The organism is Streptomyces sp. CB02400 (assembly GCF_001905725.1).
GTDB classification, from domain to species: Bacteria; Actinomycetota; Actinomycetes; order Streptomycetales; family Streptomycetaceae; genus Streptomyces; species Streptomyces atrovirens.
The window spans coordinates 179,865-200,466 of the sequence record NZ_LIWB01000010.1; the positions used below are offsets into that span (position 1 = coordinate 179,865).

Genomic DNA, 20,602 nt, shown 5'->3' on the forward strand with positions numbered 1-20,602 from the left:
CGGCCGGAGTTGACGTCTCCTTCGCAGACGCCGGGCCCCGCCGGACAGTTCCGGCGGGGCCCTCCTGGCACCGGGCTATTTCCCCGTGAACTTCTCGTATTCCCTGAGCACCTCGTCGGTGGGGCCGTCCATGCGCAGCTCACCGCGTTCCAGCCAGAGCACGCGGTCGCAGGTGTCGCGGATCGACTTGTTGTTGTGGCTGACCAGGAACACCGTGCCGGCCTGCTTGCGCAGCTCCCGGATGCGGGCCTCGGAGCGCTTCTGGAACTTGCGGTCGCCGGTGGCCAGCGCCTCGTCGATCATCAGGACGTCGTGGTCCTTGGCTGCGGCGATGGAGAAGCGCAGCCGGGCCGCCATGCCGGAGGAGTACGTCCGCATCGGCAGGGTGATGAAGTCGCCCTTCTCGTTGATGCCGGAGAAGTCGACGATCTCCTGGTAGCGGGCCTTGATCTGCTCGCGGGACATGCCCATGGCGAGCCCGCCCAATATGACGTTCCGTTCGCCCGTCAGGTCGTTCATCAGGGCGGCGTTGACGCCGAGCAGCGAGGGCTGGCCGTCGGTGTAGACCTTGCCCCGTTCGGCGGGCAGCAGTCCGGCGATGGCCCGCAGCAGGGTCGACTTGCCCGAGCCGTTGGAGCCGATGAGCCCGATGGCCTCGCCCCGGTAGGCGACGAAGGACACCCCGCGCACGGCGTGCACCTTGCGCACGCCCCGCTCCTCGCCCCGCTTCACGATGCGGCTGAGCGCCGCCGTGGCGCTGCCCTTGCCGGTCTTCGCGCCGTTGACGCGGTAGACGATGTGCAGGTCGTCCGCGATGACCGTGGGGATCTTCTCGTCGGTGGTGTCAGCCACGGCCGTACCTCTCCTCTGCCTTCCAGAAGTACACGAAGCCGAACACGCCGGCCAGCAGCGCCCAGCCCGCCGCGAACGCCCACACGTGCGGGGGCAGGTACGAGGAGCCGTACTCGTCGATCATCGCGAAGCGGACCAGGTCCATGTAGATCGCCGCCGGGTTCCACTGCAGCACGTCGGCCAGCCAGGTGGGCACGTCCTTGCCGTGCAGCATCGCCGGGATGCTGAACATCACGCCGGACGCGTACATCCAGGTGCGCAGCACGAACGGCATCAGCTGGGCCAGGTCGGGCGTCTTGCTGCCCATCCGCGCGAAGACCAGCGCGAGCCCGGTGTTGAACACGAACTGCAGCAGCAGCGCCGGGATCACCAGCAGCCACGACAGATCGGGGAAGCTGCGGAACGCCAGCATCACGGCGACGAGCACGATCAGCGAGGCCAGCAGTTGCTGGAGCTGCTGGAGCGCGAAGGAGACGGGCAGCGAGGCTCTGGGGAAGTGCAGGGCCCGCACCAGTCCCAGGTTCCCGGAGATGGCCCGCACCCCGGCGAGGACCGAGCTCTGGGTGAAGGTGAACACGAACACGCCCGTCACCAGGAACGGCACGTAGACGTCCTTCGGGATGCCCCGGTTGGCGCCGAGCAGCAGGCCGAAGATGAAGAAGTACACGGCCGCGTTCAGCAGCGGGGTCGCCACCTGCCAGAGCTGGCCGAGCTTGGCCTGGCTGTACTGGGCGGTCAGCTTCGCCCGGGAGAAGGCGAGGATGAAGTGCCGCCGGTCCCAGAGCTGACGGACGTACTCGCCGAGGGACGGCCGGGCGCCGCTGACGGACAGCCCGTACTTGGCGGCGAGCCGGTCCGCCGTCAGGCCCTCGTCGGGCGGCACGGGCGCGGTGACCGCGACCGTGCCGTCGTGCGTGGTCTCACTCACTGGTGGAAAACTTTCGTCCTCGAGATGCGCGGCCCTCGGAGGGCCTGGCATGAGCCGGAGAGCCTGGGTACGGCCCCGATGTTCCCGGATACGAGCTTGTCAGATGACAGGGGGCCGGCCCAGTCGGGTCAGCCGCCACACCGTACGCCACTTCATGGGCCGGCGGGGTCCGCAGGGGGTGGCCCAGCCCTCCCGGAATCCACCGAACCACGCCTTCAGCGCGGGGCGCGAGGGCCGCCGCAGCAGGGTGAGGAGCATCCAGACGCCCAGGTAGACCGGGACCAGGAGCGCGGGAAGGTTGCGGCGGGCCAGCCAGACCCGGTTGCGGGCGACCATGCGGTGGTAGACCGCGTGCCGCGAGGGGGCGGTGGTCGGGTGGTACAGCACCATGTCGGACCGGTAGTCGATCATCCAGCCGGCGTCGAGGGCCCGCCAGGCCAGATCGGTCTCCTCATGGGCGTAGAAGAACTCGTCCGGCAGCCCGCCGACCTCGGCGAGGACCTTGGTGCGTACGGCGTTGGCGCCGCCGAGGAAGGTGGTCACGCGGGAGGAGCGCATCGGGTCGGAGGCGCGCAGCCGGGGCACGTGGCGGCGCTGGGTGACGCCGGTCTCCGGGTCGGCGATGCGGAAGCTGATGATGCCGAGCGCCGGGTCGGCCGCGAAGGCCTGGCGGCACAGCTCGGCGGTGTCGTGGCCGGCGAGCAGGCCGTCGTCGTCGAGGAAGAGCAGGATGTCGACGTCGGTGCCGCCGGGGCCGAAGGCCTCGATGCCGACGTTGCGGCCGCCGGGGATGCCGAGGTTCTCCGGCAGTTCCACGGTGCGGACGCCCTCGGGGACCTCGGGGACGGGCGAGCCGTTGCCGACGACCACGGCCTGGACCGGGTCGCCGTCCTGCTTGGCGACCGAGTCCAGCAGGGCGCGCAGCTCGTCGGGGCGGTTGCCCATGGTGATGATCACCGCGCCGACCTTCATGCCGGCGCTCACTTCAGCCTGCTGGAGGCGAGGACGGACACCAGGTGCAGCAGGGTCTGCAGCAGGGCGATGCCGGCGAGGACTGCGGTGCCCAGGCGGGTGAAGAACAGGTCGCCCTGGACGGCGTCCGCGATCGCGAGGACCAGGATCAGCAAGGACGCCTCTATGCCGAGGATGAGGCGGTGGAACTTGAACGCGGCGGCGGCCCGGCGGGCCAGCGCCATGCCGGAGGAGCGCATCTCGGCGGCGGCCTCCTTCACCGGCGGCAGCCCGTTCTGGTGGCGGGCGACGCCGACGAGGTCGGTCTCGGCCTTGATCAGGATCGCGCCGAGCGCGGCCAGGGTGCCGAGGAAGGCCCAGAGCCAGTCGATCCGTCCGGAACCCCACGGGTCGGCGGCGCGCAGGCCGAGGCCGACCAGGACGGCCGCGTCGGTGAGGTAGGCGCCGACCCGGTCGAGGTAGACGCCGCCGAGGGAGTACTGCTTCCTCCAGCGGGCGATCTCGCCGTCGACGCAGTCCAGCAGCAGGTAGAGCTGGACGGCGACCACGCCGAGGACGGCCCCCGTGATCCCGGGCACCAGCAGCGCCGGGGCCGCGAGGACACCGCAGACGGTCATCAGGTACGTGAGCTGGTTGGGCGTGACCCTGGTGTTCACCAGGTAGCGGTCCACCCGCAGGGACACCTCGCGCATGTAGAGGCGCCCCATCCAGTGCTCACCGCTGCGCCGGTCCTTGACCCCCGGGGGGTGCACGACCGGACGGAGTTCAGCTACCGATGGCCTTGACATAGTCGGCGTAGACGTCCTTGATCTGTTCGGTCTTCAGGTCGAGATGTTCGAGGATGGTGAAGCGCCCGGGGCGGGTCTCCGGAGCGAACTCGACGACCCGGACGAATTCGTCCGGCGTGAATCCGATCTCCTCCGGCAGCACCGGGAGTCCGTGGCGGCGGAGCACCTCGGCCATGGCGGCCGATTCCTCGTGGGCACCGCGCAGGTACATCGCGAAGGCGGCGCCCAGTCCGCACTGCTCGCCGTGGGCGGCGGCCCGCTTGGGGTGGAGCAGGTCGAAGGCGTGGTTGATCTCGTGGCAGGCGCCGGAGGAGGGGCGGGAGTCGCCGGAGACGGACATGGCGATGCCGGTGAGGACCAGTGCCTCGGCCAGCACCTGGAGGAAGCCGTCGTCGCCGACCCCGCCCGGGTGCCGCAGCACCGCCTCGCCGGCCTGCCGGGCCATCGCGGCGGCCAGGCCGTCGATCTTCTCCCCGTTGACGCGGTGGGCCAGTTCCCAGTCGGCGACCGCGGAGATGTTGGAGATGGCGTCGCCGATGCCGGACCGTACGAAACGGACCGGGGCCTCGCGGATGACATTGAGGTCGATGACGACCGCGATCGGGTTCGGTACGCCGTAGGAGCCGCGGCCCGCGTCGTTGTCGAGGGTCGCGACCGGCGAGCAGAGGCCGTCGTGCGCGAGGTTGGTGGCGACGGCGACCAGGGGCAGGCCGACGCGCGCCGCCGCGAACTTGGCGCAGTCGATGATCTTCCCGCCGCCGAGGCCGACGACCGCGTCGTAGTGGCTGCCCTTTATGTCGCTCGCCAGCCGGACCGCGTCGTCGATGGTGCCGCCGCCGACCTGGTACCAGTCGGCGCCGGGCAGCGAGGGCGCGATCCGCTCGCGCAGCCGGGCGCCCGAGCCGCCGCTGACGGCGATGGCGAGCCGGCCGGACTGCGAGATGCGCTCGTCGGCGAGGACACAGCCCAGGTCGTCGAGGGCACCCGGGCGGATGTCCACGACGACCGGCGAGGGGATCAGCCGGGTCAGTACTGGCACGCGATCTCCCGTCCGCGGGCGAGGTCGTCGTGGTTGTCGATCTCCACCCACTTGACGTCACCGATCGGCGCCACGTCGATCCGGAAGCCGCGGTTCACCAGCTCCTGGTAGCCGTGCTCGTAGAACTGCTGCGGGTCGGTCTCCCACACGGTCTTCAGCGCGTCGGCCAGCTCGTCGGCGGCGTCGCCCTCGATGAGGGTGACGCCGATGTACTCGCCGGTGGCCTCGGCGGGGTCCATCAGCTTGGTGATCTTCGTCATGCCCTTGGCGGGGTCGACGACGACCTTCATCTCCTCGTCGGCGAGCTGCTTGACCGTGTCGAGGGCGAGGATGATCCGCCTGCCCTCGCCGCGGGCGGCGAGCAGGGTCTTCTCGACGGAGACCGGGTGCACGGTGTCGCCGTTGGCGAGGATCACGCCGTCCTTGAGGGCGTCACGGCCGCACCACAGGGAGTAGGCGTTGTTCCACTCCTCGGCCTTGTCGTTGTCGATGAGGGTGAGCTTGAGGCCGTACTTCGCCTCCAGGGCGGCCTTGCGCTCGTAGACGGCCTCCTTGCGGTAGCCGACGATGACCCCGACCTCGGTCAGGCCGATCTCGGCGAAGTTGCCGAGGGTGAGGTCCAGGACCGTCGGTTCGCCCTCTATGCCCGCGGGCCCCACCGGCACCAGCGCCTTGGGAAGGCTGTCGGTGTAGGGGCGCAGACGCCGTCCGGCGCCGGCCGCCAGCACGAGGCCGATCATGCGGGTTCTCCTTCATCGTGTACGGCGGGCGCCCCTGCGGACGCCCAGAAGCGGATGCTCTCGACGAGCACCACCAGGGCCACGGCCACGGCGAGGACCGTGAGCGCGACCGTGAACTGTGAGGCGGTGAGCACTGCCGCCAGGACGGCGACCACCAGGGTGCGGCCCTCGTGCCCCCCGATCGCCCGCACCAGCCAGCGCGGGGACGCGCCCGCGTTGCCGCGGATGCGGTAGACCGTGTCGTAGTGATGGTAGGCGACCGCGGCCACCAGCCCGTAGGCCGCGGGAAGGGCTCCGTTCACGTCCGCTTTCGCCGCCAGCGCGAGGACGGTGCCGTACTCGGCGGCGCGGAAGAACGGCGGGACCAGCCAGTCGAGGGCGCCCTTGAGGGGGCGGGCCACGGCGAGGGCGGAGGTCAGGGCGTAGCCGCAGGCGGCGACGATCGTCCAGGGGCCGCCGAAGCCGGTGAGCAGGGCCGTGGCGACGACGGCGAGGCCGCCGAGCAGGGCGACGGCGGGGGCGGTGAAGCCGGGCAGGCGCCGCACGGGGTTCTTCAGCGGGCCGGTGAGGGCCTGGGCGAGCGGGCCGGAGTCGGCGAGGTCCGCCAGCGCCTGTGCCGCCCGGTCGGTCCGCTTCGCCTTGCGGGTCAGCGAGCGCAGGACCCGGCCCGCCGTGGTGTACGTCGCGGCGAAGGCGCAGCCGATGAGCAGGGCGTAGAAGGTGATCCGGGGGGTGGTGACGGCCGTGAGGACGGCGATCATCGCCCAGCGTTCGCCGATCGGCAGGACGATCATGCGGCGCAGCCAGACCGTCCAGCCGACGCTGTCGAGCTTGTCGGAGAGGGCGGCGGTGGGGCTGGTGTTGGCGGTGGCGTCGTGGTTGGCCTCGTTGAAGGAGAAGTCCACGACGTGCCGGCAGGTCTGGAGGACCATCGCGCCGAGGGCGAGGGCCCATACGTCGTCACCGCCGCGGGCGGCTCCGAGGGCGAGGCCCGCGTAGTAGGCGTACTCCTTGGCGCGGTCGAAGGTGGCGTCGAGCCAGGCGCCGAGGGTGGAGTACTGCAGGGAGTAGCGGGCGAGCTGGCCGTCGGTGCAGTCCAGCACGAAGGAGGCGAGGAGCAGCACGCCGGCGGCGACGAAGCCGCCGCGGGTGCCGGTCGCGGCGCAGCCGGCGGCTATGAGCGCGGTGATCAGGGACGCGGTGGTGACCTGGTTGGGGGTCAGTCCGCGGCGGGCGCACCAGCGGGCGATGTAGCGCGAGTACGGGCTGATGAAGTGGGTGGTGAAGAAGCCGTCGCGGGCCTTGACGGCCGACTTCAGGCGTACGGCCTCGTCGTCGACGGCGGCGACGGCCTGCCGGGCCTCGTTGCGGGCCTGGGGGTCGCCGGGGACGGTGGCGACGAGGCTGCCGAGCTCGGGGCGGTGCACGTCGGCGCCCTCGGCGTCGAGGGCGGTGACGACGCGGTCGGTGGGGCTGTCGGCCAGGACGGTGGCGCCGGCCGGCCCGGCGTCGGCCGCGGAGTCCTCGCGGGCCATCGCGCGGATCAGGGCCTGGCGGCCGGTCGGCTGGGCGGTGACGGCACCGGGGATCGCGGAGAGCGGGAAGCGGGGGTCGGTGAGGCCGAGGCGCAGCGCGTGCGCGTGGCCCACGAAGCGGGCGTCGACCACGGCGACCCGCTGTCCCGCGGGCACCCCGGCGAGCAGGGTCCCGGCCTCGGCGATACCGGACGCGGTCCGTACGTCGAAGCCGAGGGAGCGCAGATCGCCCTCGAGTGACGAACCGGGGACCGGCTGGCCGGTGAGGATGGCGGTCGACAACCGAATCTCACTCCCTGGGTGCCGACGCGTCGACGCCGGTCATGTACACGATGAGGCGCCCGTGCGGTACCTCCGGGCGGCATGTCGGCAGAGGTTATCGGATGTCCGGAAGCCCGTGTTCACCGCCTGTTCGACGGCCGGATCGGCATGGTTCGCCCGCGCCTCCGCCGCGATCATCATCGGTGATGCGGGGCCCGGCCCACAAACCGCCGTACCAGAACGGTCATTTGGCCTGAATCCACACATTGGGGACTGCCGGGTCCGCTCGGCATAGGGTGGGCGACCATGACATGGCTGATCACCGGCGGGGCCGGTTACATCGGGGCACATGTGGCGCGGGCCATGACCGGTGCCGGGGAGCGGGTCGTGGCGCTGGACGACCTCTCGGCCGGGGTGCCGGCGCGGCTGCCCGCCGACGTCCCGCTGGTCAGGGGATCGTCGCTGGACGGCGAGCTGCTGAAGCGGGTGTGCGCGGAGCACGGGGTGACGGGAGTGGTGCATCTCGCCGCGCGCAAGCAGCCCGCCGAGTCCGTGGCGCACCCGACCACGTACTACCGGGAGAACCTGGGGGGCCTCGGGACACTCCTGGACGCCGTCGCCGACGCCGGGATCGGGCGCTTCGTCTTCTCCTCGTCCGCGGCCGTGTACGGCGACCCCGGTGTGGACCTCATCACGGAGGACGCCCCCTGCGCCCCGGCGAACCCCTACGGCGAGACCAAGCTCGCCGGGGAGTGGCTGGTCCGGGCGGCGGGCCGGGCGCACGGCATCGACACGGTGTGCCTGCGCTACTTCAACGTGGCGGGGGCGGCGGTGCCGGAGCTGGCCGACACCGGTGTCTTCAACATCGTGCCGATGGTCTTCGACCGGCTCACCCGCGACGAGGCCCCGCGCATCTTCGGCGACGACTACCCGACGCCGGACGGCACGTGCGTCCGTGACTACATCCACGTGGCCGATCTGGCGGAGGCGCACCTGGCGGCGGCCCGGAGGCTGTCCGAGGGGGACCTCTCGGGAGACCTGACGGTGAACATCGGCCGCGGCGAGGGCGTCTCGGTGCGCGAGCTGATCACGGTCATCGGCGAGGTCACCGGCGACACCCGGGCCCCGCTCGTCGAGGGCCGCCGCCCCGGCGACGCGCCCCGCGCGGTGGCGTCGGCCGCCCGCGCGGCCGAGCGGCTCGGCTGGACCGCCCGGCGCTCGGTGCGGGAGATGATCGAGTCGGCGTGGCGGGGATGGCGGCTGCACCAGGGCCGCTGAGCGCCGCGCGACTGTTGTCCACCGTCTGACCTGCGCATCGTTTGCGCAGGTCAGGGCACATGACAACGGTGTTCAGTGCCGCGTTGCGGATACCCCCTCCCCGTAGTTCACTGTGATCCGGACGGGGTCACAGGAAGGGGCCGTTTCATGGGGGCTGGGCACGACCACGGGCATGCGCACGGCGCGCCCGCCGGCGGTACCGCGAGTGCGGCGTACCGCGGCAGGCTGCGGGTGGCGCTGGCGATCACGCTCGGTGTCATGGTGGTCCAGATCGTCGGCGGTGTGCTGGCCGACTCGCTCGCGCTGGTCACGGACGCGGCCCACATGGCGACGGACGCCCTGGGCCTGGGCATGGCGCTGCTCGCGATCCACTTCGCGAGCCACCCGCCGAGCGAGCACCGCACCTTCGGCCTCGCCCGCGCGGAGATCCTCGCCGCCCTGGCCAACTGTGTGCTGCTGCTCGGCGTCGGCGGCTACGTGCTGTACGAGGCGATCGAGCGGTTCGTCACCCCGGCCGACACCAAGGGCGGCCTGGCGATGGTGTTCGGCGCGATCGGCCTGGTCGCGAACCTGGTGTCGCTGACCCTGCTGATGCGCGGGCAGAAGGAGAGCCTGAACGTGCGCGGCGCCTTCCTGGAGGTGGTGGCGGACGCGCTCGGCTCGGTCGCGGTGATGCTGTCCGCGCTGGTGATCCTGACCACCGGCTGGACGGTCGCCGACCCGATCGCCTCGCTGCTGATCGCGCTGATGATCGTGCCCCGCACCGTGAAGCTGCTGCGCGAGACACTGGACGTCCTGCTGGAGGCGGCGCCCAAGGGCGTGGACATGGCTCAGGTGCGGGAGCACATCCTCGCCACCGACGGCGTGGAGGACGTGCACGACCTGCACGCCTGGACGATCACCTCGGGGATGCCGGTGCTCTCCGCGCACGTCGTCGTCAGCTCCGACGTCCTGAACACCATCGGCCACGAGAAGATGCTGCACGAGCTGCAGAACTGCCTGGGCGCCCACTTCGACGTGGAGCACTGCACCTTCCAGCTGGAGCCCGGCGGGCACGCGGAGCACGAGGCGCGTCTGTGCCATTAGGACTGGTCCACGCGCTCCGCCGCGCGCCGATGCGCCGGAGTACGCGGCCTTCCGCCCCCGTGCGGGCGCCCCGGGGACATGCGGGCGCGTCAAGGAGTGCCGGGAGTGCCGGATTCGTGCGGCAGACTTGGGGCGCGAAGACCGAGTGAAGGATGGGTATGCCGATCACACCTGCCACCGCGACGAACAGCCCGTCGAGCGGCGCCGCCGAGCCGATCCTGCTGGAACTGGTGGACGAGGACGGCGTGACGACCGGCACGGCGGAGAAGCTCGCCGCCCATCAGCCGCCGGGGCAGCTCCACCGGGCGTTCTCGGTGTTCCTGTTCGACGAGCGCGGGCGGCTGCTGCTGCAGCAGCGGGCGCTGGGCAAGTACCACTCCCCCGGTGTGTGGTCCAACACCTGCTGCGGTCACCCCTACCCCGGTGAGGCGCCGTTCGCGGCGGCGGCCCGGCGGACCTTCGAGGAGCTGGGCGTCTCCCCGTCGCTGCTCGCCGAGGCCGGCACGGTCCGCTACAACCACCCGGACCCGGCCTCGGGCCTGGTGGAGCAGGAGTACAACCACCTCTTCGTCGGCATGGTGCAGTCGCCGCCGCGGCCGGACCCGCAGGAGGTGGCGACCACCGCGTTCGTGACCCCGGCGGAGCTGGCGGAACGGCACGCGAAGGACACCTTCTCGGCCTGGTTCCCGACCGTCCTGGACGCGGCCCGCCCGGCGGTCCGCGAACTGACGGGCCCGTCGGCGGGCTGGTGACCTAGGGAATCTGCTTGAGCGGCAGGGCGGCCCAGATGACCTTGCCGCCGGTGGTGGTGTGCTCGACGTCGCACGCTCCGCCCGCCTCGCGGGTGATCTCCCGCACCAGGAGCAGTCCGCGGCCGCCGGTGCGGCCGTGGTCGGTCTCCAGGGCGGTGGGCCGGTAGGGGTGGTTGTCCTCCACGGAAACCCGGACCCACTCGGCGCCGACGGCGACCTCGACGGCGAGCGTCGGGGACAGCAGCGCCGCGTGCCGGACGGCGTTGGTGACCAGCTCGGAGACGATCAGCAGCAGTCCCTGCACGATGTCGTCCGCGACCGGCACCCCCTGGCGCAGCAGCAGGTCCCGCACGGCGTGGCGGGCCTGCGGGACCGAGGCGTCGACGGCCGGGGCGGTGAATCGCCAGACACCTTCGTACGGCAGCGGATCGCCGCTCTCACGCTCGATTGTCACCACACGTCGAGTGTTGGGCCCATCGGCCCCGCTCCCCACCCCTGAACAGAAGTCAGCGGATATCGAGCGTTTCCGACCGTCCGCGTATGACACGGTCGCTTGCGGGACCGTTCCGGTCCGCCCTGTGCCGGGTCGGCGAACTATTCGGGTTGTACGGGTTCGGCGGCCCGGTGATCGCCGCCGTGCGGCTTCTCCCCCGGCGCCCGCGTCGTGGCCGCCTTCTCGCCGGCCAGCCGGTCGGAGACCATGCCGACGATCCGGCGTCCGCCGTAGCCGGTGGCGATCAGGCCGAGCCCGTCGAAGAGCAGGGAGAGGGAGAAGAACGTACCGATGACGTACTGGCTGCTGCTGGGCCAGGTGGCCAGCACCAGGATGCCCAGGAGCAGCCCGAAGGCGCCCTGCACCAGCGTCCAGCCGAACTGCGGCCCGCGCACCACCAGGCTGCCGACGAGGCGGAACACCCCGCCGGTGAGGAACAGCAGCGCGGCGAACATGGTGAGCGCCTCGGCCGCAGCCTCCGGTGTCTTCAGGACGACCACGCCGGCCGCGATGTTCAGGGCCGCGACGACCACGCCGAGCCAGAAGAAGTTGGTGTGCCGCGCCTGGACGGCGTGCAGCAGTCCGATCAGGCCGCCGATCAGCAGCAGCCAGCCGAACAGCAGCATCGAGGTCAGGGTGGCGAGGCCGGTGTAGATCAGGCCGACCAGGCCCGCGACGACCAGGATCACGCCGAGTACGGCGAGCCAGCTGAAGCCGCGGCTCAGTTTCGCGGCCTCGCCCTGGGGCTTGGTGGACTTGGCCATGACTGCCTCCTCGCTCCCGTTTCCCCTCTTCCCAGTCTCCGCCGTCCGCCCCTCCCCCGCCGGTGGAGCCCTGTCGGCCGGGGCGCCGACCGGGGCGGATAGCATCCGGCGCATGGAGCCCCAGCTGCTGCACGGCGTCACCGAGCACGTCGCCACGGTCGTCATCCGCCATCCGGAGAAGCGCAACGCCATGACGGCCGCGATGTGGGGTTCCCTGCCGCCGCTGCTGGAAACGCTGGCGGCCGACCCGGACGTACGGGTGCTGGTGCTCACCGGTGAGGGCGGGACGTTCTGCGCCGGCGCCGACATCTCCACGCTCCGGGGGTCGCCGCTCGAGGCGCAGCGGCTGGCCGTGGCGGCGGAGGAGGCGCTCGCCGCCTTCCCCAAGCCGACCCTGGCGGCGGTCCGCGGGCACTGCGTGGGCGGCGGGGCACAGCTCGCGGCCGCCTGCGATCTGCGGTTCGCCGAGGAGGGGGCGCGGTTCGGGGTGACCCCGGCGAAGCTCGGCATCGTCTACCCGGCCTCCGCGACCCGGCGACTGGTCTCCCTGGTCGGTCCGGCCACCGCCAAGTACCTGCTGTTCTCGGGCGAGTTGATCGAGGCCGGGCGGGCGCTGCGCACCGGTCTGGTGGACGAGGTGCTGCCCGGGGGCGGACTGGACGAGCGGGTCACCGAGTTCACCCGGGTCCTGGCGTCCCGGTCGCGACTGACGCAGGCGGCGGCGAAGGAGTTCGCGAACGGCCGCACCGACCGGGACGCGTACTGGAGCGAGCGAGCTCAGGAGAGCGGCGACACCGCGGAGGGCGTCGCCGCGTTCCTGGAGCGCAGGCCGCCGCGCTTCACCTGGAGCGTGCCTGCGTCAGGATGAAGCGGCTCTTCGACCGGAACTCCTCGACGAGGTGCGCGGGCGCCTTCTGCGGGGAACCGGCGTCGTAGGGCGGCTGCGGGTCGTACTCGGTGAGCAGCTGGACGGCCTGGGCGTGTTCGTCGCCGGCGATCCGGCCGAGCAGGGTGAGCCCCATGTCGATGCCGGAGGAGACACCGGCCGCGGTGACGTACTTGCCGTCGGTCACCACCCGCTCCCCGGTCGGCTCGGCGCCGTACCGCTTCAGGTGGTCGAGCGCCAGCCAGTGGGAGGTGGCCCGGCGCCCCCGGAGGAGGCCGGCGGCGGCCAGCAGCAGGGACCCGGTGCACACGGACGTCGTCCAGGTGCTGGACGCGTCGGCGGCGCGCAGCCACTCCAGCAGGGTCCCGTTCTCCATCTGGGGCGTCTGTCCGGGGCCGCCGGGGACGACGACGATGTCCGGGCTCGGCACCTCTTCCAGGGTCTTGTCGGCGGTGAGCGCGAGCGTGCCGGTGTCGGTGCGCACGGGCCCGGCCCGTTCGGCGACGAACACGGTCTCCGCGTCCGGGAGACGGCCGAGGGTCTCGTAGGGGCCCACCGCGTCGAGGGCGGTGAAGCGGTCGAAGAGGACGATGGCGATCTGCATCGGTGGCCTTTCAGGTGTGGGCGGGGGCGGGCCGGAAACGGCGGCGGTACTCCGCCGGTGACGCCCCGAGGGTGCGGACGAAGGCGCGCCGCATCGCCTCGGGGGTGCCGTAACCGCTGGCGCGGGAGATCTCCTCGACACCACCTCCGGTGTCCTCCAGCAGGCGGCGGGCGTGTTCGAGCCGGACCCGGTCGACGTAGCGGCCCGGTGTCATGCCGGTCTCGGTGTGGAAGGCGCGGGCGAAGTGGCGCGGCGAGAGGGCGGCGCGGGCGGCGAGCGCCTCGACGCTCAGATCGGCGCCGGGGTGCTCGGTGATCCACTGCTGGACCTCGCGCAGCGGTTCGCGCCGCGCGGTCTGGGCGGCGAGCTGGGCGCTGAACTGGGCCTGGTTCCCGGGCCGGCGCAGGAACACCACCAGGTGCCGGGCCACGGCGAGGGCGACCTGACGGCCGAGGTCCTCCTCGACCAGGGCGAGCGCGAGGTCGATGCCCGAGGTGACGCCGGCGGAGGTGGCGACCTGGCCGTCCCGGACGTAGATGGGGTCCGGGTCGACCTCGACGGCCGGGTGGTTCCGGGCCAGCGTGTCGCAGTAGGCCCAGTGCGTGGTGGCGCGACGGCCGTCCAGCAGCCCGGCCCCGGCGAGCAGGACCGCTCCCGTGCAGACGGAGACCAGCCGCTCGGCGCGCGGCCCGTGCCGGCGCAGCCAGTCGGTCAGCCGCGGGTCGGGCCGGCGGGTGCCCCGGCCGCCGGGCACCAGCAGCGTGTGCGGCTCCGGCGCGTCGGCCAGGGCCCCGTCCGGTACGACGGTCAGCCCGCTGGTCGTGCGTACGGGAGCGCCGTCCAGCGAGGCGGTGCTCAGCCGGTACGTCCCCGGGGTGTGCTGCTCGGCGCCCGCGAAGACCTCCACGGGACCGGTGACATCGAGGCTCTGCACGCCGTCGAAGAGGACGACGAGAACGGTTCGCTGCGCCATGCCGTCGATTCTTGGCGGCGCCCGGCATGGCCGCAACGACGTGTTCCCCACCTTTCCTGCCATGCCCGGACCGGAACGGCGTGCATGTTGAAGCGTTGACGAGGTACACGCAGTCAGACCCGGCCGACGGGGCCGGGAGACGGAAGGAGAGACACGTGCTGCGTGCCATCGCGGATGTCCTGCGCCAGATCGGCGGGGCCATCGCCACCGTAGTGACCCTGCCGTTCCGGGCGCTCGCCAGGCTGTTCGGCGGGGCCTCGTCCACCGCCCGGGGCCGTCGCGCCTGACGCCGCCCGTGCGGTCCCCGGGCGAGTCGCCGCCCTGATCCCCGATTGTCGGCGTCACCTGCCACAATTGCCGCGCAACCTCAGTGGAGAAGGCGGTACGGGAACGTGACGACACCCCTCGCAGGGTCCATCGAAGGCAGGATCGCCGAAGAGCTCGGCGTACGGGAGCGGCAGGTCAGGGCTGCCGTCGAACTGCTCGACGGCGGTTCGACGGTGCCCTTCATCGCCCGCTACCGCAAGGAAGCGACCGAGATGCTCGACGACGCGCAGCTGCGCACGCTCGAGGAGCGGCTGCGCTATCTGCGGGAGCTGGAGGAGCGCCGGACGGCGATCCTGGAGTCGGTGCGCGAGCAGGGCAAGCTCACCGACGAACTCGAGGCGCGGATCCTGGGCGCGGAGACCAAGGCGCGCCTGGAGGACATCTACCTGCCGTACAAGCCCAAGCGGCGTACCAAGGCGCAGATCGCACGTGAGGCGGGGCTCGAGCCGCTGGCGGAGAGGCTGCTCGGTGATCCGGGCGTCGAACCCCTCGCCGCGGCCGCCGCGTTCGTGGACGCCGACAAGGGTGTCGCCGATCCGGGGGCCGCCCTGGACGGCGCGCGGGCGATCCTCACCGAGCGGTTCTCGGAGGACGCCGACCTGATCGGCGAGCTGCGCGAGCGCATGTGGGTGCGCGGGCGGCTGACCGCGAAGGTGCGTGACGGCAAGGAGGAGGCGGGCGCGAAGTTCTCCGACTACTTCGACTTCGCCGAGCCGTTCACCGACCTGCCCTCACACCGGGTCCTGGCGATGCTGCGCGGCGAGAAGGAGGAGGTCCTCGACCTCGTCCTGGAGCCCGAGGAGCCGGTGGACGGCCCGTCGTCGTACGAGGGGATCGTCGCCGACCGGTTCGGGATCTCCCAGCAGGGGCGTCCGGCCGACAAGTGGCTGGGCGACACGGTCCGCTGGGCCTGGCGTACGCGCATCCTGGTGCACCTCGGCATCGATCTGCGGCTGCGGCTGCGTACGGCGGCCGAGGACGAGGCGGTGCGGGTCTTCGCGGCCAATCTGCGCGACCTGCTGCTCGCCGCCCCGGCCGGCACCCGCGCGACGCTCGGCCTCGACCCCGGTTTCCGTACGGGCGTGAAGGTCGCCGTGGTGGACGCGACCGGCAAGGTCGTCGCCACGGACGTCATCCATCCGCATGTTCCGGCCAACCGGTGGGACGAGGCGATCGCCAAGCTGGCGCGGCTGGCGAAGGAGCACGCGGTCGAGCTGATCGCGATCGGCAACGGCACGGCGTCCCGCGAGACCGACAAGCTCGCCGGTGAACTCATCACCAAGCACCCCGAGCTGAAGCTGACCAAGGTGATGGTGTCCGAGGCGGGCGCCTCCGTGTACTCGGCCTCCGCCTTCGCCTCCCAGGAGCTGCCCGACATGGACGTGTCGCTGCGCGGCGCGGTGTCGATCGCGCGCCGGCTCCAGGACCCGCTGGCCGAGCTGGTGAAGATCGACCCGAAGTCGATCGGCGTCGGCCAGTACCAGCACGACCTGTCCGAGGTGAAGCTGTCGCGTTCGCTGGACGCGGTGGTGGAGGACTGTGTGAACGGCGTGGGTGTGGACGTCAACACCGCGTCGGCGCCGCTGCTCGCGCGGGTCTCCGGCATCACGTCCGGGCTCGCCGAGAACATCGTGGCGCACCGGGACGACAACGGTCCGTTCCGGTCGCGTGGTGAGCTGAAGAAGGTGGCGCGGCTCGGCCCGAAGGCGTACGAGCAGTGTGCGGGCTTCCTGCGGATCCGCGGCGGTGACGATCCGCTGGACGCCTCCAGCGTGCACCCGGAGGCGTATCCGGTGGTGCGGCGGATGGTGAAGTCCTCCGGGGCGGAGGTCTCCGCGCTGATCGGGAACACGGCGGTGCTGCGGTCGCTGCGGCCGGGGGACTTCGTGGACGAGAAGTTCGGTCTGCCGACCGTGGGCGACATCCTGAAGGAGCTGGAGAAGCCGGGGCGGGACCCGCGGCCGGCGTTCAAGACCGCCGTCTTCAAGGAGGGGGTGGAGAAGATCTCCGATCTGGCCTCCGGGATGGTGCTCGAGGGTGTGGTGACCAATGTGGCCGCCTTCGGGGCGTTCGTGGATGTCGGTGTTCACCAGGACGGGCTGGTGCATGTGTCGGCCATGTCGAAGACGTTCGTGAAGGATCCGCGGGATGTGGTGAAGCCGGGGGACATCGTCAAGGTGAAGGTGCTTGAGGTGGACATCCCGCGGAAGCGGATCTCGTTGACGTTGCGGCTGGACGACGAGGCTGCGCCTCAAGGGGAGCAGCGGGGACAGCGCGGGGAGCGGCAAGGGGGTCGGCCGCCGAAGCAGCGGCAGCAGGGGCGTTCCGGAGGGAAGGGGCAGTCTGCTGCGCCTGCTCCGGCCAACGGGGCGATGGCTGACGCGCTGCGGCGGGCCGGGCTGGCGTAGGCGCACCCTCGTCGGGGCTGGGCGGGGGTGGGTGCGCGGGCCGGTGCTTGCCGGGTGCAGCCCGCGCCCACCCGTGCCGCCCTGGCGGCACGACTGCCCGCGGAGGGGCGGGGTGACTGCCCGCGGAGGGGCGGGGTGACTGCCCGCGGAGGGGGCGGGCGGGAATGACTGCCCGCAGCTACGCGGGGGTCTCCGTCACCTTGCCGTCCGTCACCTCCAGGCGTCTGGTTACCCGGACCGCGTCGAGCATGCGGCGGTCGTGGGTGATCAGGAGGAGGGTGCCCTGGTAGGTGTTGAGGGCTGATTCGAGTTGTTCGATGGCCGGTAGGTCCAGGTGGTTGGTCGGCTCGTCGAGGATCAGGAGGTTGACGCCTCTGCCCTGGAGGAGGGCCAGGGCGGCCCTCGTGCGTTCGCCCGGGGAGAGGGTGGCCGCCGGGCGCACGACGTGGTCCGCCTTGAGGCCGAACTTGGCCAGGAGAGTGCGGATGTCGGCCGGGTCCAGGTCGGGGACCGCCGGGCGGAACGCGTCGAGCAGGGTCTCCGGGCCGTGGAACAGCGCGCGGGCCTGGTCGACCTCGCCGAGCAGGACGCCGGAGCCGAGCGCCGCGTGCCCGGCGTCGAGCGGGACGCGGCCCAGGAGGGCGCCGAGCAGCGTGGACTTGCCGGCGCCGTTCGCGCCCGTCACCGCCACCCGGTCCGCCCAGTCGATCTGCAGGGAGACCGGGCCGAGCGTGAAGTCGCCGCGTCGGACCTCGGCGTCCCGGAGGGTGGCGACGACCGCGCCCGAGCGAGGGGCCGACGCGATCTCCATGCGCAGCTCCCACTCCTTGCGCGGCTCCTCGACCACCTCCAGGCGTTCGATCATGCGCTGCGTCTGGCGCGCCTTCGCGGCCTGCTTCTCGCTGGCCTCGCTGCGGAACTTGCGGCCGATCTTGTCGTTGTCGTTGCCCGCCTTGCGGCGCGCGTTCTTCACGCCCTTGTCCATCCAGGCGCGCTGCGTCTGCGCCCGGTCCTGGAGCGCGGCCTTCTTGTCGGCGTACTCCTCGTACTCGTCACGGGCGTGCCGGCGGGCCACGTCCCGCTCCTCCAGGTAGGCCTCGTAGCCACCGCCGTAGAGGTTGATCTGCCGCTGGGCGAGGTCGAGTTCGAGGACCTTGGTGACCGTGCGGGTGAGGAACTCGCGGTCGTGGCTGACGACGACCGTGCCGGCGCGCAGACCGGTCACGAAGCGTTCGAGGCGTTCCAGGCCGTCCAGGTCGAGGTCGTTGGTCGGCTCGTCGAGGAGGAAGACGTCGTAGCGGGAGAGGAGGAGGGAGGCGAGGCCGGCGCGGGCCGCCTGGCCGCCGGAGAGTGAGGTCATCGGCTGGTCCAGGCCGACGGCCAGGCCGAGGGAGTCGGCGACCTCCTCGGCGCGCTCGTCGAGGTCGGCGCCGCCCAGGGACAGCCAGCGCTCCAGGCTGGTGGCGTACGCGTCGTCCGCGCCCGGCGCCCCGTCGACCAGGGCCTGGGTCGCCTCGTCCATCGCCCGCTGGGCCTCGGCGACACCGGTACGGCGGGCCAGGAACGCCCGTACGCTCTCGCCGGGCCGGCGCTCCGGCTCCTGCGGGAGGTGCCCGACGGTCGCGGTGGGCGGGGAGAGGCGCAGCTCGCCCTGTTCCGGTGCGGTGAGACCGGCGAGCAGGCGCAGCAGCGTGGACTTGCCCGCGCCGTTGGCACCGACCAGACCGATCACGTCGCCGGGCGCGACGACGAGGTCGAGACCGGTGAACAGGGAGCGGTCGCCGTGCCCGGCGGCGAGGTTCTTGGCGACGAGGGTGGCAGTCATCAGACCGCCGATCCTAACGGTCGGGCGCGGCGGGCCTCCCCCCGGTTTTCACCGCCTCGCCTCCGTCACCAGGACGGTCCCGCCGGTGCGCGCCACGAGGTATGCCTCGCCCTTCAGCGCCTTGGCGTCCAGGAGTACGCGGTGGCGGCCGGGTTCGAGCACGCCGTCGAAGAGGTCCTGGGTGCGGGTGCGGGAGAGGCGGTCGGTCCGGTACGCCGTGAGCCTGACCCGGCAGGACGAGGTGACCTCCAGCTCCGCGACGTCGCCGGCGGCGGTGAGTTCCGTCAGGCGGCGCCGGTCCCGCGGGCCGCGCTCCAGGGCCTGTTCGGTCTGGGCGACGAGGAGCGGGACGACGGGGGCGAAGCCGTCGACGCAGGGCACGTCGACGCCGGCGCCGGCGAAGGCGCGGCGGACGGCGTCGCGTTCGCCGGCGCTCACCGACCGGCCGAAGATCACGGCGCCGTAGCCGCGCAGTTCGTCGGCGGGGACTCCGTCGGCGTCGTGGGCGATGTCGGCGCCGATGCCGATGGTGCGCAGGGCCGCGGCGAGCTTGGCGAGCAGGGCGACCCGGGCGCCGATCAGCAGGACCCGGCGGCGGGCGCCGGGGACGTCGCCGTCGAGGAGGGAGGCGAGGGCCGTACGGTACTCGGTGCCCTGGAAGCGGAACGGGCCCAGGCCGTGGTAGCCGTTGAGCTCCAGGTCGGCGTGCTCGTCGGTCTGCCAGGCGAAGTCGCGCCAGATGAAGTCCTCGCCGTCCCGTTCGATGACCGCGGTCACCGCGCCGCAGGCGAGGTCCTCGCACTCGGGGCAGCCGTAGACGATGTACCGGCCGGCGGGCAGCGGTGCCTCGGTCTCCAGCAGCAGGCTGTGGACCTGGGCGGTGAAGAGGGAGGGCGGGACGTCGGAGGCGAGCGGGGAGACGGCGTCCAGGTCGGAGAGGCGGAAGAGCAGCGGGCATCCGTCGACGACGAAGTCGACGAAGTCCCGGTGGACTTGGTAGTCACCGTCGGCGAGGAGTCCACCGGCTCTCGTCGCCGGTGCCAGGCCGAAGGTCGCGTACTCGGCAGACATGCCGTGAGTATTCCCACCGCGGGACGGACCTGAGCACGGCATGACATATTCCGCTACGGTCCCCCGATGGGAACCGAACTGGACCGCGATGTCCTGGTGATCGGCGGCGGGGTCGTCGGGCTGACGACGGCGGTGGTGCTCGCCGAGCGCGGCGTACGGGTACGGCTGTGGACGCGCGACCCGGTCGGGCGGACCACCTCGGCGGTCGCGGGCGCGCTGTGGTGGCCGTACCGGATCGAGCCGGTGGCGTCGGTGCGCGCGTGGGCGCTGCGCTCGCTGGAGGTGTACGAGGAGCTGGCGGCGCGGCCGGAGGTCACGGGCGTACGGATGGCCGAAGGGGTACTGGGCGAGACGGGGCTCGACGAGGTCGGCGCGTGGGCAGCGGCGCGGCTGCCGGGGCTGCGCGTGGCGACGGCCGAGGAGTATCCCGTCGGGTCGGGGGTGTGGGCGCGGCTGCCGCTCATCGACATGCCGGTTCATCTGGCGTGGTTGCGGGAGCGGTTCCTGGCGGCGGGGGGTGCGGTGGAGACGCGTACGGTGGCGGACCTGGCGGAGGCCGGTGCGGCGGTGGTGGTCAACTGCACGGGGCTGGGGGCGCGGGAGCTGGTGCCGGATCGCTCGGTGCGGCCGGTGCGGGGGCAGTTGGTGGTCGTGGAGAATCCGGGGGTCCGTACGTGGACGGTGTCCACGGGGGCGGACGGTTCGATGGCGTACCTCTTCCCGCAGCCGGGGCGGCTGGTGCTGGGGGGTACGGCGGAGGAGGACGCGTGGTCCCTGGAACCGGATCCGGAGGTGGCCGAGGCGATCGTGCGGCGGTGTGCGGTGCTGTGTCCGGCTGTCGCGGGGGCGCGTGTTCTGGAGCATCGGGTGGGGTTGCGGCCGGCTCGGGACGCGGTGCGGCTGGAGCGTGTGGCCCTGCCGGGCGGGCGGGCCCTGGTGCACAACTACGGTCACGGGGGTGCGGGGGTCACGGTGGCGTGGGGCTGTGCGGAGGAGGCGGCAGTACTTGCCGCCCGCTGA

20 protein-coding genes are annotated in these 20,602 nt (G+C 72.2%); 7 read left to right on the plus strand and 13 right to left on the minus strand.

Translation table 11 applies throughout. The features are described from left to right. Positions 1–75: 75 nt before the first annotated feature. The 7 genes from AMK33_RS24030 to AMK33_RS24060 form a co-directional block, all read right to left on the minus strand. Positions 76–852: an ABC transporter ATP-binding protein gene (locus AMK33_RS24030; RefSeq protein WP_073935016.1), complete on the minus strand. Its 777-nt coding sequence runs from the start codon at positions 850–852 to the stop codon at positions 76–78. Further along, a complete protein-coding gene (locus AMK33_RS24035) occupies positions 845–1,780 on the minus strand; it encodes an ABC transporter permease (RefSeq protein WP_073935017.1) in 936 nt (311 codons plus the stop codon). The genes AMK33_RS24030 and AMK33_RS24035 overlap by 8 nt, the downstream gene beginning before the upstream one ends. A 99-nt stretch (positions 1,781–1,879) precedes the next feature. Next, positions 1,880–2,752, minus strand: coding sequence for a glycosyltransferase family 2 protein (locus AMK33_RS24040; protein WP_073935018.1), 873 nt, complete (start codon positions 2,750–2,752; stop codon positions 1,880–1,882). 8 nt (positions 2,753–2,760) lie between these two features. Further along, a complete protein-coding gene (locus AMK33_RS24045; protein WP_073935019.1) occupies positions 2,761–3,540 on the minus strand; it encodes a CDP-alcohol phosphatidyltransferase family protein in 780 nt (259 codons plus the stop codon). Continuing rightward, positions 3,518–4,579 carry an iron-containing alcohol dehydrogenase family protein gene (locus AMK33_RS24050; protein ID WP_073935020.1) on the minus strand — a complete coding sequence of 354 codons (1,062 nt, stop codon included), beginning with the start codon at positions 4,577–4,579 and terminating at the stop codon, positions 3,518–3,520. Before AMK33_RS24050 ends, AMK33_RS24045 begins: the two co-directional genes overlap by 23 nt. Then, entirely contained in the window at positions 4,567–5,319 is a 753-nt protein-coding gene (locus tag AMK33_RS24055; RefSeq protein ID WP_073935021.1) for a phosphocholine cytidylyltransferase family protein, read from the minus strand. The genes AMK33_RS24050 and AMK33_RS24055 overlap by 13 nt, the downstream gene beginning before the upstream one ends. Then, on the minus strand, positions 5,316–7,136 hold the full coding sequence (locus tag AMK33_RS24060; RefSeq protein WP_073935022.1) for a DUF5941 domain-containing protein: 1,821 nt from the start codon (positions 7,134–7,136) through the stop codon (positions 5,316–5,318). Before AMK33_RS24060 ends, AMK33_RS24055 begins: the two co-directional genes overlap by 4 nt. Before the next feature lie 285 nt (positions 7,137–7,421). Here AMK33_RS24060 and galE point away from each other — a divergent pair, with 285 nt between their 5' ends. The 3 genes from galE (at position 7,422) to idi (ending at position 10,231) form a co-directional block, all read left to right on the plus strand. Continuing rightward, entirely contained in the window at positions 7,422–8,393 is a 972-nt protein-coding gene (gene galE / locus AMK33_RS24065) for a UDP-glucose 4-epimerase GalE (protein WP_073935023.1), read from the plus strand. Positions 8,394–8,540: 147 nt separating this feature from the next. Then, positions 8,541–9,479: a cation diffusion facilitator family transporter gene (locus tag AMK33_RS24070; RefSeq protein WP_073935024.1), complete on the plus strand. Its 939-nt coding sequence runs from the start codon at positions 8,541–8,543 to the stop codon at positions 9,477–9,479. 158 nt (positions 9,480–9,637) lie between these two features. After that, positions 9,638–10,231, plus strand: a complete 594-nt coding sequence (idi, locus tag AMK33_RS24075) for an isopentenyl-diphosphate Delta-isomerase (protein ID WP_073935025.1) — start codon at positions 9,638–9,640, stop codon at positions 10,229–10,231. 1 nt (position 10,232) lies between these two features. On the opposite strand, the gene AMK33_RS24080 is transcribed toward idi, so the two are convergent. Both AMK33_RS24080 and AMK33_RS24085 read right to left on the minus strand, forming a co-directional pair. Then, positions 10,233–10,688 (minus strand): ATP-binding protein, encoded by a 456-nt coding sequence (locus AMK33_RS24080; RefSeq protein WP_073935026.1) that lies wholly within the window; start codon positions 10,686–10,688, stop codon positions 10,233–10,235. Between the two features lie 137 nt (positions 10,689–10,825). Beyond that, positions 10,826–11,488: an HdeD family acid-resistance protein gene (locus tag AMK33_RS24085; RefSeq protein WP_073935027.1), complete on the minus strand. Its 663-nt coding sequence runs from the start codon at positions 11,486–11,488 to the stop codon at positions 10,826–10,828. Between the two features lie 112 nt (positions 11,489–11,600). Between AMK33_RS24085 and AMK33_RS24090 the strand changes: the two genes are divergently transcribed. Beyond that, entirely contained in the window at positions 11,601–12,356 is a 756-nt protein-coding gene (locus AMK33_RS24090) for an enoyl-CoA hydratase/isomerase family protein (protein WP_073935028.1), read from the plus strand. Here the strand turns inward: AMK33_RS24090 and AMK33_RS24095 are convergent. Next, positions 12,328–12,978: a DJ-1/PfpI family protein gene (locus tag AMK33_RS24095; RefSeq protein ID WP_073935029.1), complete on the minus strand. Its 651-nt coding sequence runs from the start codon at positions 12,976–12,978 to the stop codon at positions 12,328–12,330. The genes AMK33_RS24090 and AMK33_RS24095 overlap by 29 nt on opposite strands. 10 nt (positions 12,979–12,988) lie before the next feature. Further along, positions 12,989–13,951, minus strand: a complete 963-nt coding sequence (locus AMK33_RS24100; protein ID WP_073935030.1) for a GlxA family transcriptional regulator — start codon at positions 13,949–13,951, stop codon at positions 12,989–12,991. 155 nt (positions 13,952–14,106) lie between these two features. Here AMK33_RS24100 and AMK33_RS44740 point away from each other — a divergent pair, with 155 nt between their 5' ends. Next, the gene (locus AMK33_RS44740; protein WP_267883264.1) at positions 14,107–14,238 is read left to right on the plus strand and encodes an LPFR motif small protein; all 132 of its coding nucleotides are present in this window, start codon (positions 14,107–14,109) and stop codon (positions 14,236–14,238) included. Positions 14,239–14,343: 105 nt separating this feature from the next. Beyond that, on the plus strand, positions 14,344–16,686 hold the full coding sequence (locus AMK33_RS24105; RefSeq protein ID WP_073935031.1) for a Tex family protein: 2,343 nt from the start codon (positions 14,344–14,346) through the stop codon (positions 16,684–16,686). A gap of 178 nt (positions 16,687–16,864) precedes the next feature. Here AMK33_RS24105 and AMK33_RS24110 read toward each other — a convergent pair whose 3' ends face one another. Further along, the gene (locus tag AMK33_RS24110; protein WP_073935032.1) at positions 16,865–18,511 is read right to left on the minus strand and encodes an ABC-F family ATP-binding cassette domain-containing protein; all 1,647 of its coding nucleotides are present in this window, start codon (positions 18,509–18,511) and stop codon (positions 16,865–16,867) included. Positions 18,512–18,559: 48 nt separating this feature from the next. Continuing rightward, positions 18,560–19,582, minus strand: a complete 1,023-nt coding sequence (locus AMK33_RS24115) for an oxidoreductase (protein ID WP_073935033.1) — start codon at positions 19,580–19,582, stop codon at positions 18,560–18,562. Between the two features lie 66 nt (positions 19,583–19,648). Between AMK33_RS24115 and AMK33_RS24120 the strand changes: the two genes are divergently transcribed. Continuing rightward, the gene (locus AMK33_RS24120) at positions 19,649–20,602 is read left to right on the plus strand and encodes an FAD-dependent oxidoreductase (protein ID WP_073935034.1); all 954 of its coding nucleotides are present in this window, start codon (positions 19,649–19,651) and stop codon (positions 20,600–20,602) included.